This is a genomic window from Diplocloster modestus (genome assembly GCF_019042245.1).
GTDB lineage: Bacteria > Bacillota > Clostridia > Lachnospirales > Lachnospiraceae > Diplocloster > Diplocloster modestus.
In genome coordinates this window covers 309,944-325,412 of record NZ_JAHQCX010000002.1, presented here as the reverse complement: position 1 = coordinate 325,412, position 15,469 = coordinate 309,944, and the positions used below count along the sequence as shown (strand labels likewise).

13 protein-coding genes are annotated in these 15,469 nt (G+C 50.8%); all 13 read left to right on the top strand.

Annotated features, from left to right (window positions below; all coding sequences use genetic code 11):
* Positions 1-45: 45 nt before the first annotated feature.
* On the top strand, positions 46-1,578 hold the full coding sequence (locus KTH90_RS04335; RefSeq protein ID WP_238726331.1) for an ABC transporter ATP-binding protein: 1,533 nt from the start codon (positions 46-48) through the stop codon (positions 1,576-1,578).
* Positions 1,575-2,771 carry an ABC transporter permease gene (locus tag KTH90_RS04330; protein WP_158349859.1) on the top strand — a complete coding sequence of 399 codons (1,197 nt, stop codon included), beginning with the start codon at positions 1,575-1,577 and terminating at the stop codon, positions 2,769-2,771. Before KTH90_RS04335 ends, KTH90_RS04330 begins: the two co-directional genes overlap by 4 nt.
* Complete coding sequence (locus KTH90_RS04325) at positions 2,768-3,727, top strand: ABC transporter permease (RefSeq protein WP_158349858.1); 960 nt, start codon at positions 2,768-2,770, stop codon at positions 3,725-3,727. Before KTH90_RS04330 ends, KTH90_RS04325 begins: the two co-directional genes overlap by 4 nt.
* Positions 3,728-3,746: 19 nt before the next feature.
* A complete protein-coding gene (locus KTH90_RS04320; protein WP_238726330.1) occupies positions 3,747-4,196 on the top strand; it encodes a cytidine deaminase in 450 nt (149 codons plus the stop codon).
* Positions 4,193-5,485, top strand: a complete 1,293-nt coding sequence (locus KTH90_RS04315; protein WP_158349857.1) for an amidohydrolase — start codon at positions 4,193-4,195, stop codon at positions 5,483-5,485. The genes KTH90_RS04320 and KTH90_RS04315 overlap by 4 nt, the downstream gene beginning before the upstream one ends.
* An 8-nt stretch (positions 5,486-5,493) precedes the next feature.
* Complete coding sequence (locus KTH90_RS04310; protein ID WP_158349856.1) at positions 5,494-6,852, top strand: ABC transporter substrate-binding protein; 1,359 nt, start codon at positions 5,494-5,496, stop codon at positions 6,850-6,852.
* 281 nt (positions 6,853-7,133) lie between these two features.
* Positions 7,134-8,561, top strand: coding sequence for an ABC transporter substrate-binding protein (locus KTH90_RS04305; RefSeq protein WP_238726329.1), 1,428 nt, complete (start codon positions 7,134-7,136; stop codon positions 8,559-8,561).
* 130 nt (positions 8,562-8,691) lie between these two features.
* On the top strand, positions 8,692-9,600 hold the full coding sequence (locus KTH90_RS04300; RefSeq protein WP_158349855.1) for a carbohydrate ABC transporter permease: 909 nt from the start codon (positions 8,692-8,694) through the stop codon (positions 9,598-9,600).
* A 16-nt stretch (positions 9,601-9,616) separates the two neighbouring features.
* Complete coding sequence (locus KTH90_RS04295; RefSeq protein ID WP_158349854.1) at positions 9,617-10,465, top strand: carbohydrate ABC transporter permease; 849 nt, start codon at positions 9,617-9,619, stop codon at positions 10,463-10,465.
* Positions 10,466-10,564: 99 nt separating this feature from the next.
* Positions 10,565-11,875 (top strand): alpha-L-fucosidase, encoded by a 1,311-nt coding sequence (locus KTH90_RS04290; protein ID WP_158349853.1) that lies wholly within the window; start codon positions 10,565-10,567, stop codon positions 11,873-11,875.
* Between the two features lie 44 nt (positions 11,876-11,919).
* A complete protein-coding gene (locus KTH90_RS04285; protein ID WP_158349852.1) occupies positions 11,920-12,912 on the top strand; it encodes an N-acetylglucosamine kinase in 993 nt (330 codons plus the stop codon).
* Between the two features lie 111 nt (positions 12,913-13,023).
* On the top strand, positions 13,024-14,085 hold the full coding sequence (locus KTH90_RS04280; protein ID WP_238726328.1) for an SIS domain-containing protein: 1,062 nt from the start codon (positions 13,024-13,026) through the stop codon (positions 14,083-14,085).
* A gap of 53 nt (positions 14,086-14,138) precedes the next feature.
* Positions 14,139-15,464 carry an alpha-galactosidase gene (gene melA, locus KTH90_RS04275; RefSeq protein ID WP_238726327.1) on the top strand — a complete coding sequence of 442 codons (1,326 nt, stop codon included), beginning with the start codon at positions 14,139-14,141 and terminating at the stop codon, positions 15,462-15,464.
* Positions 15,465-15,469 lie beyond the last annotated feature (5 nt).

Here is a 15,469-nt window from a genome sequence, read left to right as displayed (position 1 = left end):
TATTAATGGCAGGTCAAAGGATAAAAAGGGAAAGGAGACAGAGGGATGTCTGAATACATCGTGGAAATGAGGCATATCACGAAGAAATTCCCCGGCATCATCGCGAATAATGATGTCACTATACAGATAAAAAAGGGGGAAATATTCGCCCTCCTGGGTGAGAACGGCGCCGGGAAATCCACACTGATGAGTATGCTGTTCGGCATGTACGAGCCGGACGAAGGAGAGATATTAATCCGCGGGGAAAAAGTAAAAATCGCTTCGCCCAACCATGCCACCCGGCTAAATATCGGTATGGTTCACCAGCATTTTAAGCTGGTATCCAATTATACCGTCACCGAAAATATCGTGATGGGGATGGAGCCGGTGAAAAAGCTGCTGGGGTTTATCCCCTATGTGGATCTGAAAAAGGCCGCCAGGGAGATCGCCCAGCTGTCGGCAAAATACGGATTGGAGGTGGACCCCCAGCAGCTGATCGAGAACGCCAACGTGTCCACCCAGCAGAGGGTGGAAATCCTTAAGATGCTCTACCGGGAGGCGGAAATCCTGATATTTGACGAACCCACTGCTGTACTGACTCCGCAGGAAATCGAATTTTTGCTTGATATTATCCGGGGACTTAGGGATGGCGGAAAGACGGTCATCCTGATCTCTCATAAATTGGAGGAGATCAAACAGGTTTCAGACCGCTGCGCCATCTTAAACAGGGGAAAGCTGGTGACGGTCAGGGACGTGGCCGCTACCAGCACGAAGGAAATGGCGAACCTGATGGTAGGCAGGGAGGTCAGCTTTGAGACGGATAAAAAGCCGGCGGATTTTCATGAAAAGATATTGGAAGTGGAGCATCTGTCGGTAGAAGACCAAAACCACTTTCCACTGGTCAAGGACGTCTCCTTTTCCGTGCGGGGGGGAGAGATCTTCGCCATCGCCGGGGTATCCGGGAACGGGCAGGTGGAGCTGGCCGATGCCATCGCCGGACTGATAAAGGCCAGGAGCGGTGTTATTCGCCTGAACGGAGTCGATATCTCCGACTACAGTATACGCAGGAGGACGCTGGAAGGAATCTCCTATATACCGGAGGACAGGCAGAATTACGGGCTGGTCTTAGACTTTACATTGGCGGAAAACCTGGCGTTAAAGCAGTATTATCAGGAGCCGTTTTCCCATAAAGGGGTGCTGCGTCCCGGTGAGATGGACCGGTATGGGGAGCGGATGCTGGAGAAATATGACATCCGGAGCGGGCAGGGGGTAAAAACCCAGGTGCGTTCCATGAGCGGCGGCAACCAGCAGAAGGCGATCGTAGGCAGGGAGATTGAGCTGCAGAGCCCGCTGATGATATTTGTACAGCCGACCAGGGGATTGGATATCGGCGCCATCGAGAATATACACAACCAGATACTTAAAGAGCGCGATGCGGGGAAAGCGATACTGCTGATATCGCTGGAGTTAGATGAAATTATGAACCTGTCCGATACGATCGGTGTGATTTACAACGGTGCCATTATGAAAATTGCCGATGCAAAGACGTTGACCACCAATGAAGTGGGCGAGTTTATGATGGGGGTTAAGGGCGCATGAATAAGATAACGAGAGTATTTCGAAAAGGATTTGTCGCTATGCTTGGAAATGAAAAAACGCAGCCTTTTGCGATTCCGCTGTTTACCATACTGATCAGCCTGCTGGTAGGGATGGCGGTAATCGCGCTGACGGGTGGGAATCCGGTTTCGGCTTATCGAAACCTGCTGGAGGGCAGCGGACTTTTGGCCAAGTCCTCTTACGCGGCCTATAAGAGCATGCTGACGGACTTTACCAGCTTCTTAAACGCCTGGACTCCCATGCTGTTCGCGGCGCTTGCGGTAGCCATAGCCCTAAAAGCAGGCCTGTTCAATATCGGTGTCTCGGGCCAGATGCTGACGGCCGGTTTTATCACATCGGTGACTGTGGGCTATGCCCAGAGTCTGCCCTGGCCGGTGGCGAAGATTTTGACTCTGGCGGTGGGAATTGTGGTCGGGATGCTGGTTGGGGGATTGATTGGCTGGCTAAAATACCGTTTTAATATTAACGAGGTTGTTTCCTCCATCATGATCAATTATATTGCACAGTACATCATCAGCTTCTTTATCAATACTTTCTATATGAATCCGGTATCCAGGCAGTCCCAGGTGGTAGCGGAGGCATCCAGGCTGACGCTGATGGATACGCCGGTGGGAGGTCTGAAGATTGACATCCCTCTGGGAATCCTTCTCGCCGTAATCGCAGCCATCGTGCTCCGATTTCTAATGAACAGGACAGTGCTGGGATATGAGATCAAAGCGGTGGGGGCCAGCCCAAAGGCAGCAAAATACGCGGGAATGAACGTGGGCCGGAATATGATCCTTACGATGATGATATCGGGGGCCTTGGCCGGTCTGGCCGGCGTTACTTATTTTATGGGATATTTCGGTTCCATACAGCCGAAGGTGCTTCCGTCCACCGGGTTTGACGCCATCGCGGTAGCTCTGCTGGGAAACTCGAATCCGATCGGCATTCTGTTCTCATCGTTTCTGATCACGATACTCGGTAAGGGCAGTACTTACATGAGCTCCCAGTCAGGGGTCCAGGCGGAGATCGCGTCGGTTATTACCGGTATTATCCTTTTGTTCGCAGCGTGTTCGGCGTTCGTGAAATTCCGTGTAAACCGTATGAAGGAGCTGCTGGAGGAAGAGGCGCAGGAACAGCCGTCAGTCGGGAAGCGGGGAGACGGTAAGGGAAAGGGGGACGGAGATTTATGAATACGGTAATTATAGATGGGTTATCATTTTCGCTGCCGCTTTTTATCATGGCAATCGGAGGAATCTACAGTGAGCGAAGCGGTGTTACGAACCTGGCCCTTGAGGGACTGCAGGGTTTTGGAGCCTTCACAGGTTCCCTGTTTGCTGTTCTGACCGCAAATGTGTTCGGTCTGGGTTCCCTGTCTCAGGTTTTGCTGGCCATCCTGTTCGCGGTAATCGGAGGCGCGGTGTATTCTCTTCTGCACGCATTGTTGTGCATCCGTTTCAAGGCTAATATGGTTATAAGCGGTGTGGTGATCAACATACTGGCTATGGCCTTAACCACGTTTTTTACCAAGCAGTTGAATCCTATTCTGTTCGGCACTCCTTCGGACAAATTCAATCTGGGGGTATCCGGGCGGTTCACGATTCCGGTGATATCAAAAATTCCGGTTTTGGGGGCGGTTTTCACGGATTTGTATCCGTTTGAGATTGTGATCGTGCTTGCGGCCTTTGTGGCCTGGTTCGTATTATATAAGACAAGGTATGGCATGCATCTAAGAGCCTGCGGAGATAACCCCCATGCGGTGGATGCGGCTGGTATCGAGGTGGGAAAGGTAAGACTTGGGGCGGTTATGGTTTCAGGCGCACTGTCGGGGATCGCAGGGATCTGTTTTGCTTATTCCATCTCCGCCAATTTTTCCTCAGCCATCTATGTGGGCTATGGTTACCTGGCCATCGCGGCTCTGATCTTCGGCAACTGGAAGATACTCCCTACGCTGGGAGCCTGTTTGCTATTCGGATTCGCCCGCTCAGGGGGGAATAAAATCGTGCTTATACTGCAGATGCCCAGCGCTTATTCTGATCTGGTTATGATACTTCCCTATGTGCTGACGCTGTTGCTCCTGGTCTTTTTCTCCAAGCATAATCAGGCGCCGCGCGCATTGGGAGAAATATATGATAAAGGAAAACGCTGATAAATAAGGAAGGAACGCTATGGGAATGAATACAGCATTGGCCGCGGAAGCTCTGCGGGTCAGGGAATATGCATACGCGCCTTATTCCGGTTTTTGTGTGGGTGCGGCGCTGTTGGCCGAAAATGGTAAGATATATACGGGCTGCAACGTTGAAAATGCGGCATATTCACCGTCAAACTGTGCAGAGCGAACAGCATTTTTCAAAGCATTAAGCTCCGGCGAACGAAAGTTTAAAGCTATCGCCATTGCGGGAGGGAAACAGGGGGGGCCTCCTGTAGATTACTGTCCGCCCTGCGGGGTATGCCGTCAGGTAATGATTGAATTCTGCGATCCGGAACTGTTTGATGTGATATTGGTAAAATCAGAGGATGACTATATAGGCTCTAAGCTGTCAGAGCTTTTTCCCATGGGCTTTGGACCGGGGAATCTTACGGCGCGGGGCGCAGACCAAGAAGGAGGAATACAATGAACACACGTTTTTACAATGCCAGAATACTGACTATGGCAAACGGATTCATGATCGAAGAGGGAGAACTGTGGGTGAGGGCCAACCGGATTGTCTATATCGGGACAGGCAGGGACAAAGACGCAGTGGAGAATATGGTAAAGTGGGACCGGGAGATCGACTGTAAGAAAAATCTGCTGATGCCGGGGTTCAAAAACGCCCATACACATTCCGCCATGACCTTTTTAAGATCCTATGCGGATGATCTTCCGCTGCTGGAATGGCTGAACAGGCAGGTGTTTCCTATGGAGGCCAAGCTGACACCGGAGGATGTGTATCATTTATCCAAACTGGCGATTATGGAATACCTGACCAGCGGTATAACTGCCAACTTCGATATGTATTTTTTCCGGGATCAGATCGCGAAAGCTTCCGTAGATACCGGTTTTCGTACCGTTCTGACCAATGGGTTGAACGATTTTGGCGGGACGGTGGAAGAGGAAGAGGCAGAATATCTGAAATTCAACTCTTATCACGAGTTAATCAGCTATCAGCTGGGATTCCACGCGGAATATACGACCAACCGTTCTCTGCTGGAAGGACTTGCGGCACTGGCGAAAAAACATCACGCGCCGGTATACACTCATAATTCGGAGGGCCGGCCTGAGGTGGAACAATGCCTGGAACGTTACGGGATGACACCTACCGTATTCCTGAACAGTTTAGGGCTGTTTGATTACGGCGGCGGCGGTTATCACTGCGTGCATATGTCTGAGGCCGATCTGGAGATATTCCGTGATCGTAAAATGTTCGTTGTGACGAATCCGGCGTCCAATGCGAAGCTGGCCAGCGGAATCGCTCCGCTTCAAAGGATGATGAGTATGGGGATCCAGCTGGCGATCGGAACGGACGGGCCTGCCAGTAACAACTGCCTGGATATGTTCCGGGAGATGTTTATGGCTACCTCCCTCCAGAAGCTGAACCTGGACGACGCATCCGCGCTGGATGCCAACGATGTGCTCTATATGGCTACCGTGGGCGGTGCCAAAGCGATGCACCTGGACGAATGTGATACGCTGGCGGAAGGCAAGCTGGCAGATCTGATCATGATCGATCTGCATCAGCCCAACATGCAGCCGATTAACAATATTACCAAGAACCTGGTATACTCCGGAAGCAAGAGCAATGTAAAGATGACTATGGTCAACGGGCATATCCTGTACGAGGACGGGGTCTTTGATATCGGTGTGGAGCCGGAAGAAATCTACGCGATTGCCAATGAAACCATACAAAGGATGAGAGAACAAGGGTGAAGCCGGGAATGAAATCAAGGGTGAAAGCTTCCTGCCATTTCAAATCAGCTCCCTGCCATTTCAAAAAAACAGGATGGCTGTGTGCCATCCTTATCTTCATTGGTCCGGTTTTTCTCGGCGGGCTCACGTTTCTTAGCGGATGTGCCGGGAAAGAGGAAGTGCAGCCGGTGGAAATTACGTTGGTACACGGCTGGGGAGGCACTGCGCAGACCCACAAAGTGGTGCGGGAGATTTATCAGGAGTTTTCCGCACAACGTGCGGATGTTATTTTAAATGAGCAGGCATCTTCTGACAGCACGATCGCAGTGGAGAAGGCCAATGACATGCTGGCTGTGGACCGGATGCCGGATGTGGTCAGTACCAACGGCCTCTCTTATTTTGTACAGAACGCGGTGACCAAAGGGATGGCACTGGATCTGATGCCGTACATAGAAGCGGATGAAGAACTGAGGGCTTCTATCCATCCCTCTGTGCTGGAAAGCTGGACGACAGAGGACGGAAAGCTCTATACGCTTCCAGACGCACTGGAGGTGATGGGATTCTGGTACAATGAATCCTATTTCCGTGAGGCAGGGATTACAGATGCGGATGGAAAAGTAAAGCTGCCGGATACCTGGGAGGAGTTCTTCGAGGACTGCGACAAGCTGGATGCGTGGTGTGAGACACAGAATTCTTCCAGGTCCGTGTTCGCACTGGAAAATATTCAGGTAGTGGAAGACTTCCTGCTGGCACGTCTGGCCGGAGCTTCCGAAGAAGGCTTCGCTATGGCCTCGGCCATGCCGTCTGATTTTGATACGCCCTCTTTTCAGCGGGCCCTTCAGGACGTGGCACGTCTTTATTCCTACTCACATGATGTGGACAACATTGACAATGCGAGACAGGCGTTTCTGGATGGACGCAGTGTGATTTATTTTAATGGGGTCTGGGAATGTGATGTCTTTTGCGGCACCGATATCGAAGGGGAGATCGGATATGCGGCTTATCCCACGGAAAGCGGTGCCTCCTTATCCTATATCTCCCCGTCATCCGGCTATGTGCTATACGATAATCCGGATCCGAAACGTAAGGAGGCCAGTATCGGATTCCTGAAATATATGCTTAGTACGGAGGTACAGAACCGTCTGGCGACAGATACCGGCCAGGCCCCCTCCAATCCCAATGTGGACAACATCATGATCAGGGAAAAGTATCCGCTGCTGGGCAATGCGCTGGAGGTGGCCCATGGAGCAGATCTGCAGATTAAAAGTATCAGTTCGGTGTGGGATGCCGTCACGCTGGATATCCTGAAAAGCCAGCTTCGGCAGGCATGCCGGAGCGAAGAGGGCAGACTTGGACTGATTAACCGCCTGAATGCAAAGCACACTTGATGATTGGGGACATGTCCATTTCAGTTTGGGACATGTCCAAATCAGGATGGACATGTCCCAAACTGAAATGGACATGTCCCCAACAGCCTATTTTGCACTTATTTTACCGGACAGGATTCCGCAGTAAAATAAGTGCATTTTTAACATCATCAATGAGGCGTTCCGGTAAAAAATGTATCATATTTTAGCGGCTTCTGTTTATTCAGAAATCCCTTTCTGTTTGATAAAGTTATCTTGTAAACGGAAGTAGGAATCTATAGGATTCGAAGAAAGGGAGGATTATGATGAAATTCAGGAAGGTTCTGAGTGTAACATTAGCGGCGGTTATGGCAGCGGCCCTGGTATTGACCGGGTGCGGCAGCAAACCGGCAGAGGGAACGGCGGATAATCAGGCGTCGTCTGAAGGGGATAAGGATCAGAATGCCGAAGCAGAACAGGCGGATAAAGGAGAACAAGAGGATAAAAGTAACGGTGAGCTGCCGACGATTACATTTACCCACGGCTATTATCATGACGAATCGGAGTGGGCGGCAGCAGGGGAAATGAGGAAGATCTATCAGGAATTTGCGGACGCCCATAAGGATGCGTTCAATTTTGTGATCGTCGCGGATGAGAGCGGTGCGGAAGGGATTTATAATACAGCTCTGAACGATATCAGCGCCGGGGAGTTTTATGACATCGCAGACTTTGGCGGCTGGGATATTGTACCGGTGGCGGCAAACGCGGATATAATTCTGGATCTGAAACCCTATCTGGATGAAGATGCGGCGTTTAAGGCAGGTGTGGGAGTCTGCTATGATCAGAATCTGACACAGGACGGTAAGATTTATTCGGTCAGAGAACAGATCGAAGGTGTAGGCTTCTGGTATAATCAGACGCTGTTTGATAAAGCCGGCGCGGCTGCACCGGATCAGTGGCAGACATGGGAAGACTTTGACACGGCGGTGGAGAAACTGACAGCAGCCGGAATCATGCCCTTCGGACTGAACGCCGGTTGGCCGACGAATATATTGGCGGCAGCTTATTCCCAGCGGGATGACGCTTCCAGAACTTTCTATGAGAGCGGCAAGACAGTGAGCAGCTTTGACGATCCCACTTTTAAGGAAACTCTGGGCTTTATCCAGACGAAAGTGCTGCAGAAGATCGATGCTGCGAATTTCGGACCCGGCGGGGATGATGACGAGCAGTACCGTACCGACTTCTTCGACGGAAACACAGCGATGCTGTTTAACGGGGTATGGGATGCGGGCGGTTCCGTGGACTGTAAGGCAGGGGCCGAGAACATCAGACCGGCGGTATTCCCGACCAATGAAGCGGGCATGAAAGCATCTTTGTTATCGGGGGGAACCGGCTTTGTCGTATCTAATAAGTTAGATGAAGCGCAGACGCAGGCATGTGTGGAGTTCATAAAGTATATGACCAGCGAGGAGATCGCCGAACGCATTATCTCGGCGGGTATCGGAATGGCCCCCAGCACGGCCGTGGATTACCAGGCCCTGGCGGATTCTGTGGATACGGCCGACGCGAAACTGTTGGTGGAAGCCTGCGGCCTGTGCCAGAATGCGGACTACCAGGCACTCGGATGGGGAAATACCTTCGGTGACGCGGAAGGTGAAATCCAGGCGAAATACGCAGGGTTAAAAGATGGTTCAAAAACGGTCGATGGTGTGGTCAAAGAGCTGGATCAATTCCTGGAAGCAGCGGAGTAAGCCCTCGGTTCCGGATTGTGACAGGTAACTGATGGAAAATGAAACCCAGGGCTGTTTCTTCCAAGACCGTCAGCAGACGATCGGCTGGCTGCGGAGGAGGCAGCCCCTTACCGCTGTAGGAGGGCTGAGCTTGAAAAAACGAAAGTGGCTCACGAAAAAAAATGGCTTTATCTGTGCATTTTTATTACCGGGGATCCTTCTCTTCACCGTCATCTATGCCTATCCTCTGGTTAATATCTTTTTTACATCTTTTTGCAAATGGAACTATAAGAATTTTGTAAGCCCCGAGTTACTGGGCTTTGGCCAGATGCTTGACAATTATATCAAGCTGTTTACGGTAGATGCCAATTTCCAGCGGGCGCTGTTCAACACGGTAAAATGGGTCGCGCTGACCCTGGTGATCCAGGTGCCCTTTACCCTGTTGGTGGCCCTGGTATTGTCGAAGAAGCCGAAGGGCTGGAAGCTAACGAGAAATGTTTTCGTTATCCCGAATATCATTTCCACCGCGGCCATCGGACTGATCTTTTTAAATATTTACAGTCCGTCCCGGGGGATTATTACGGAGCTGTGCAATAAAATATGGCCGGGCTCCAATATCAGTGTGCTGGCCAATGAAAACTTCGCATTCTGGGGAGTGACATTATCCTTCATACTGTTCGGCGGCTCCCTGTGCCTGCTGCTGCTGACGCAGATCTTTTCCATCGATTCCGGTATCTATGAAGCGGCCAGGGTGGATGGCGCCTCCGCAGTCCAGATCGACCTGAGAATCACCCTGCCTCTGCTTCGGCCCATGATCGGAACCATCGCGGTGATGGCCGCGAACTATGGGCTGCTGCTGTACAACGAGGTGGCGCTGATTACCAGCGGCGGACCGGATAACGCCACCTACAGCCTGAGTTACTATATCTACAAGACGGCCCTTGGCAGTACAAAGCTGAACTTCGCCAGGGGCAATACGGCCGGGGTGATTCAATTCATACTGGGTATTCTCATGGTGGGCGCGATCAATAAAGTATTCCGCACAAATAAAGCGGATTGAGGAAAGGGGAAATGTAATGAAGAAAATGACAGAAGCAGAAAAAAAAGGGAGGGCAGGCAGCGTATTGGGTTTTGTAGGAAAATATTTGCTGATAGCCTTTGTAATTTTTTTGTCTGTCTACCCGATTCTGTGGGTGTTCCTCTCCTCCTTTAAAAAAAATCCGGGTGGACTGTCACTGCCGGATGAATGGATATTGGATGGCTATATTACCATATTTACCAAACTGGATATTCAGACCTATTTTCTGAACAGTATTATCATCACGGTCATATCAACAGCGGTCAGTGTACTGATCGTGGCGATGTCGGCCTATATCTCCGCCAGGATGGAATTCAAACTGAAAGGTCTGATTACGGCGATGTTCGCCGCGACTCTGTTCATTCCGTCGATCTCCATCAGTTTTCCGATCTACCGGCTGTTGGGGAATCTGGGACTGAAGGATACGCGGACCGGACTGGTTTTCATCTACTCGGGTCTGGGAATTGCGGTGACATTTTTTATCATACGCAGTTATTTCCTCACGATTCCCAGGGAGATGGAGGAGGCGGCCAGGATGGACGGATGCGGGTACGCAGCTACCTTTTTCCGGATTATTGTACCGATCGCGAAGCCGGGTTTGTCCACCGCGGCGATCATGGCGTTTCTGAATAACTGGAATGAGTTCTATTTCGCATCCATACTGCTGAAGAGCAAGGAGAAAATGACCATACCGGCGCTGCTGGGACAGTTTACCACCGCTTATTCCAAAAATCTGAACGGGATGTTTTCTGCCATCATCGTTGCAGTGGTTCCGACGATCCTTGTGTTCTGTCTGCTTTCGGAGACATTTGTGAAATCACTGACTGCCGGCGCGGTGAAAGGATAAAGAGATCGATAAGAGAATATAAAGGCATAGACAATAAAGGGCGGAAATGACATGACCCAAAGCGTAATCTAAACTGCTAATAATCGGGAGGAGAAGAAAATGACGAGGATAGAAGAGCGGGAAGCGCGCACGAAATGGTTTCTGCGTGACCGGTTTGGAATGTTTATACATTGGGGACTGTACTCCATCCCTGGGAGAGGGGAGTGGGTGCAAAGCGACGAGCAGATAACGCAGTCCGGGTACGAGACTTACGCCCGGGAGTTTGATCCGGTCCGTTTTGATCCGGAACAATGGGCTTTACTGGCGAAACGTGCCGGTATGAAATACGCGGTGCTGACCACGAAGCATCATGAAGGATTCTGTCTGTTTGACAGTGCCTGTACGGATTATAAAAGTACGAATTCACCCTGTAAGAGGGATCTGGTCAAAGAGTTTGCGGACGCATTCCGGGCACAGGGATTAAAGGTGGGATTTTATTATTCCCTTCTGGACTGGCATCATCCGGATTATCCGGCATATGCGGATATGTACCATCCGGACCGGAACCATGAGGAATATAAGGGAAAGCCTTATCGGTTTGAACGGTACCTGGAGTATCTTTACCGCCAGGTCGAAGAATTGATGACTAATTACGGGAAGATTGATCTGCTCTGGTTTGATTTTTCTTATGAAGGGCACACCGGAGAGGATTGGAACGGTGAGGAACTTCTGCGTATGGTGCGGGGGCTGCAGCCGGACATTATCATCAACGGCAGATTGGAAGCGAACGGGGAGAATTACGGATCAGTCATGACCGATGAGCCTACGGTATTCTCTGGGGATTTCGCCTGTCCGGAGATGATCATTCCGCCGGATGGGCTTAAGACGCCCTCGGGACGTCCGATTCCGTGGGAAGCCTGTTTTACACTGAATAATAACTGGGGATACGCCCCGAACGATCTTCACTACAAAAGCGCCGGGCAGATCATCCGTAAACTGGTGGAATGCACCAGTAAGAATGGAAATATGATTGTCAATGTATCTCCGGATGCCATGGGGGAGATCCCGTTCAGGCAGCAGGAGATATTGGAAGAAGTGGGCCGCTGGATGCGTAAAAATGCAAAGAGCATCTACGGCTGCGGGATGTCCGGTCTCGAGAAACCCGAGTGGGGCAGGTATACCAGGAACGGCAATAAAATCTATGCTCATATTATGGAAGAGAGTATCGGGCCAATCGCCCTCCCGGGTCTTGAGGGCAGAATTAAAAAAGCCAGACGTTTATCCGACGGATTCGAAATGCAGCTGATGACACCCTGGGTGGCAAAGGAGTTTCCCGGATACGCGTTTATGAATTACGGAACACCGGAATGCTTTTCTTTTACGGTAGAGGAATCACCGGACACGGTGATCGAACTGGAACTGCGTGAGTGAGCGCATACCGGGATTCCCGGTACGGGATAACGGGAGGAGGATCTATGAGCTATTATATAGGAATCGACGGCGGCGGGACGAAGACTGATTTTATCCTCTGCAATGAAGCGGGGGAAATACTGGCCTGTAAGCGGTATGGGAGTGCCTCCCACAAACAGATCGGGATATCCGGCGTGGTGGAGCTGCTGCGCAGGGGAATCCATGATCTGCTGGAAGAGGCAGATATGGAGGAGAATGATTCAGGATCGCCGTTTGCTGCAAAAGCCCATGCCCAATACTATGGGTGCTTTGGAATGCCGTTATTTGGGGAGTTCCCGGAATATGACCGGCAGATTGAGGGAGAAATAAAGCGGGAATTTGCATCCTGTCATATCCGGGTGGTAAATGATGCTCAGGCCGGATGGGCCGGTTCCCTGGGAATGCAGCCGGGGATCAATGTGGTGGCAGGTACCGGTTCGATCGGATTCGGGGTAAATGAAGAGGGAAGGACCGCTAAGGCCGGAGGTTGGAGTGATTTCTTTTCCGATGAGGGCTCCTGTAACTGGATCGGCAGACGGACTGTTGAATATTTTACAAAGGAAGCGGACGAGAGGCTGCCCAAAGGAGCGCTGTATTATCTGGTGAGAGCGCACCTGCAGCTGACCCAGGATGTGGAAATTATTGAAAAAATTGAGGAGGAGTACGTGCCCAGCCGTGATAAAATGGCATCTCTGCAGCTTATTTTAAAGGAGGCGGCTTTGGCGGGAGACGTGGCCGCGTCCTATCTCTATGAGGAAGCAGCCGAGGAATTAAGCCTGATCGTGGGAGGGGTATATCGGCAGCTGTTTGACGAACGGAGCTGCCTGGTCTCCTGTTCCGGGGGTCTTTTCCTGGCGGGGGACTGTATCATGATACCATTTCAGAAGAAGCTGGCGGAATATCCGGTCACCCTGATCCAGCCCAGGCTGGACCCGGCCCGCGGCGCTTTGCTGCTGGCTTCTTCATTCGGTGACGGGAAGCTTACGGCTGAACTGCTGGAAAAAGCGGAAACGAGATAAAAGCGGAAACAAGATGAAAGTGGAAATGAGATAAAAATGGAAACAAGAACGGGATTAAGTTAATAGAGGAAACAGATATAATCATTGAAGAATATAATCGGAGGTTATCACATGTATCTGACAGAAAATGAAATCATGAGCCAGCACCTGGCACTAAAAAAGACATGGGAATATATAACCGGTCGCAGGGGGGATCTTACGAACTTTTTCAGCCGGTATCCCCAGCGCAGGTTCGTTTTTCTGGGCTGTGGTTCCAGTTATATGCTGGCAAAGAGTGCCCGGTGTATGTTTGGAGCTTGTGCGGGCACTACTGCGAACGCGGTGGCCGGAGGGGACTATCTGGTCCATCCGGAATATTATAAAGAAATGATGCAGGAGAGTATCCTTATAACACTGTCCAGGTCGGGACAGACTTCGGAGATCGTGCGATCGGCAGCTCATATCAAAGAACGATACGGTATTCCGGTTCTCTCCATCTCGATGAAAGATCAGAATGATATTATGCCCTACAGTGATGTGGATCTCACCATGGACTGGTGTTACGATCAAAGCGTCTGCCAGACCCGGACTGTAACGAACCTGTATCTGGCGCTGGCGATGCTGCTTGGTTTTTATAGACAGGAGGATCAGCTGCTGGCCGACTTGGCGAGAGTGGTGGATGAAAATGAAGAATACACGCGGCGGTATCGTCCGGTCTTAAAAGAGACCGCGGCAAAGAACTGGGATCATGCTGTAGTTCTTGCTGACGGGCCGTTACATGGTTTGGGCGAAGAAGGGGCGCTGGCCTTTACAGAGATCGCCATGGTACCGGGGCAGTGCTTTCACCTGCTTGATTATCGGCATGGCCCAATGGTCCTGAACGGGGAACACACGTTGACCGTTGTCCTTGTTCAGGCTGGGGAAGAAAAACTCCAGAAGGATTTGATACAGGATCTGCAGCGGCATGGCGGGACGGTGGTTACGGTGGCAGCGTCTGAAGGAACGGAACTGAAAGATAATTTACCGGGAGTGGATGTAAATGTGGAAATAGGCGGAGATATCTCGTGGATTGCCAGGGGGATTCCATTCATCTTTGTCTGCCAGATACTGGCTTTTGAAAAAGCGATGGTGCTGGGCAAAAACCCGGATGAGCCAAAGGGGCTGGATGCGTTTATAACATTAATATACAGTTAGGAGTACAGATGCAAAGCGACAGCCATACATAAATAAGGAGCGATAGATAGCCTATGAAAAAAATTACATTTATCGGAGCAGGCAGCTTTGATTTTACCAGGGAACTGGTGAGGGATCTGTTTACGTTCCCTGCATTCCGGGACGCCAGGATCTGTCTGATGGATATTGATGAACAGCGGCTTGTATTCAGTCGGTCTGCGTGTGAAAAGATAAAACGGGCAGGGGGATATCCGGCGGTGATCGAGGCAACAACGGACCGCAGGCAGGCGCTGGAAGGTGCGGATGGTGTCATCATTACCATCTTAAGCGCGGGACCGGAAATTTTCCGGACGGACATCGAAATTCCGTTTCGATTTGGCGTGGATCTGTGCGTGGGTGACACCAGAGGGCCGGCAGGCATTTTCCGGTTCTTGCGGACTGCACCGGTACTGCTTGAGATCTGCCGCGACATTGAGAAGTATTGCCCTGATGCTTATGTATTGAATTATACGAACCCAATGGCATTAAACTGCCGCTATCTGCAGGAAATGACAAACCTAAAAATCACGGGACTATGCCACAGTGTCCAGCACACCGCGAAAATGTTGGCGGATTGGATCAATACACCCATGGACCGGGTTTCTTATCTGTGTGCAGGTATCAATCATCAGGCATTTTATCTGAAATATGAAGTGGATGGCAGGGATGCCTATCCGCTGATCCGGGAGGCTGCAGCATGCTCCCGGATTTATAATGAAGAACAGGTACGAAATGAATTATTCCTGCATCTGGGTTACTATCCGACAGAGAGCTCCGGCCATAATTCGGAATACTATCCCTGGTTCCGCAAGCGAAAGGATCTGCTTGAAACTTACTGTACTCATTCCACAGGCTGGAATCCGGGGGCGCACGCTTACATTCTGAATGAATATTTCAGGCGCACCAATGAATGGAAAAAGGATATTCAGGACTGGCTTTCCAAAGATCAGGTAGATCTGAAACGGGGCCAGGAATATGCAGCCTGCATTTTCAACGCATTGTTCGGAGATCAGGAGCCGTTCTCTTTTAATGGAAATGTTCGCAACGAACATTACATTTCCAATCTTCCAGAGGGCTGCTGTGTGGAAGTGCCGGTCACGGTGGATGAGACAGGATTTCATGTCCAAACTGTGGGAAATATGCCGGACCATCTGGCTATGCTGATTCATACAGCGGCCAGCAGTGAGGAATTGGCCGTGCGAGGATGTATCCGGGGAGACCGTCGCCTGGTATATTACGCAGTGCTGGGCGATCCGCTGACCGGTGCGGTGCTTAGCATGGAAGAAATCCGTCAGATGGTGGATGAAATGTTCTCGGCCAACGAAATCTATTTGCCTCAATTTGCAGGTATGATAGAATAGAAGAT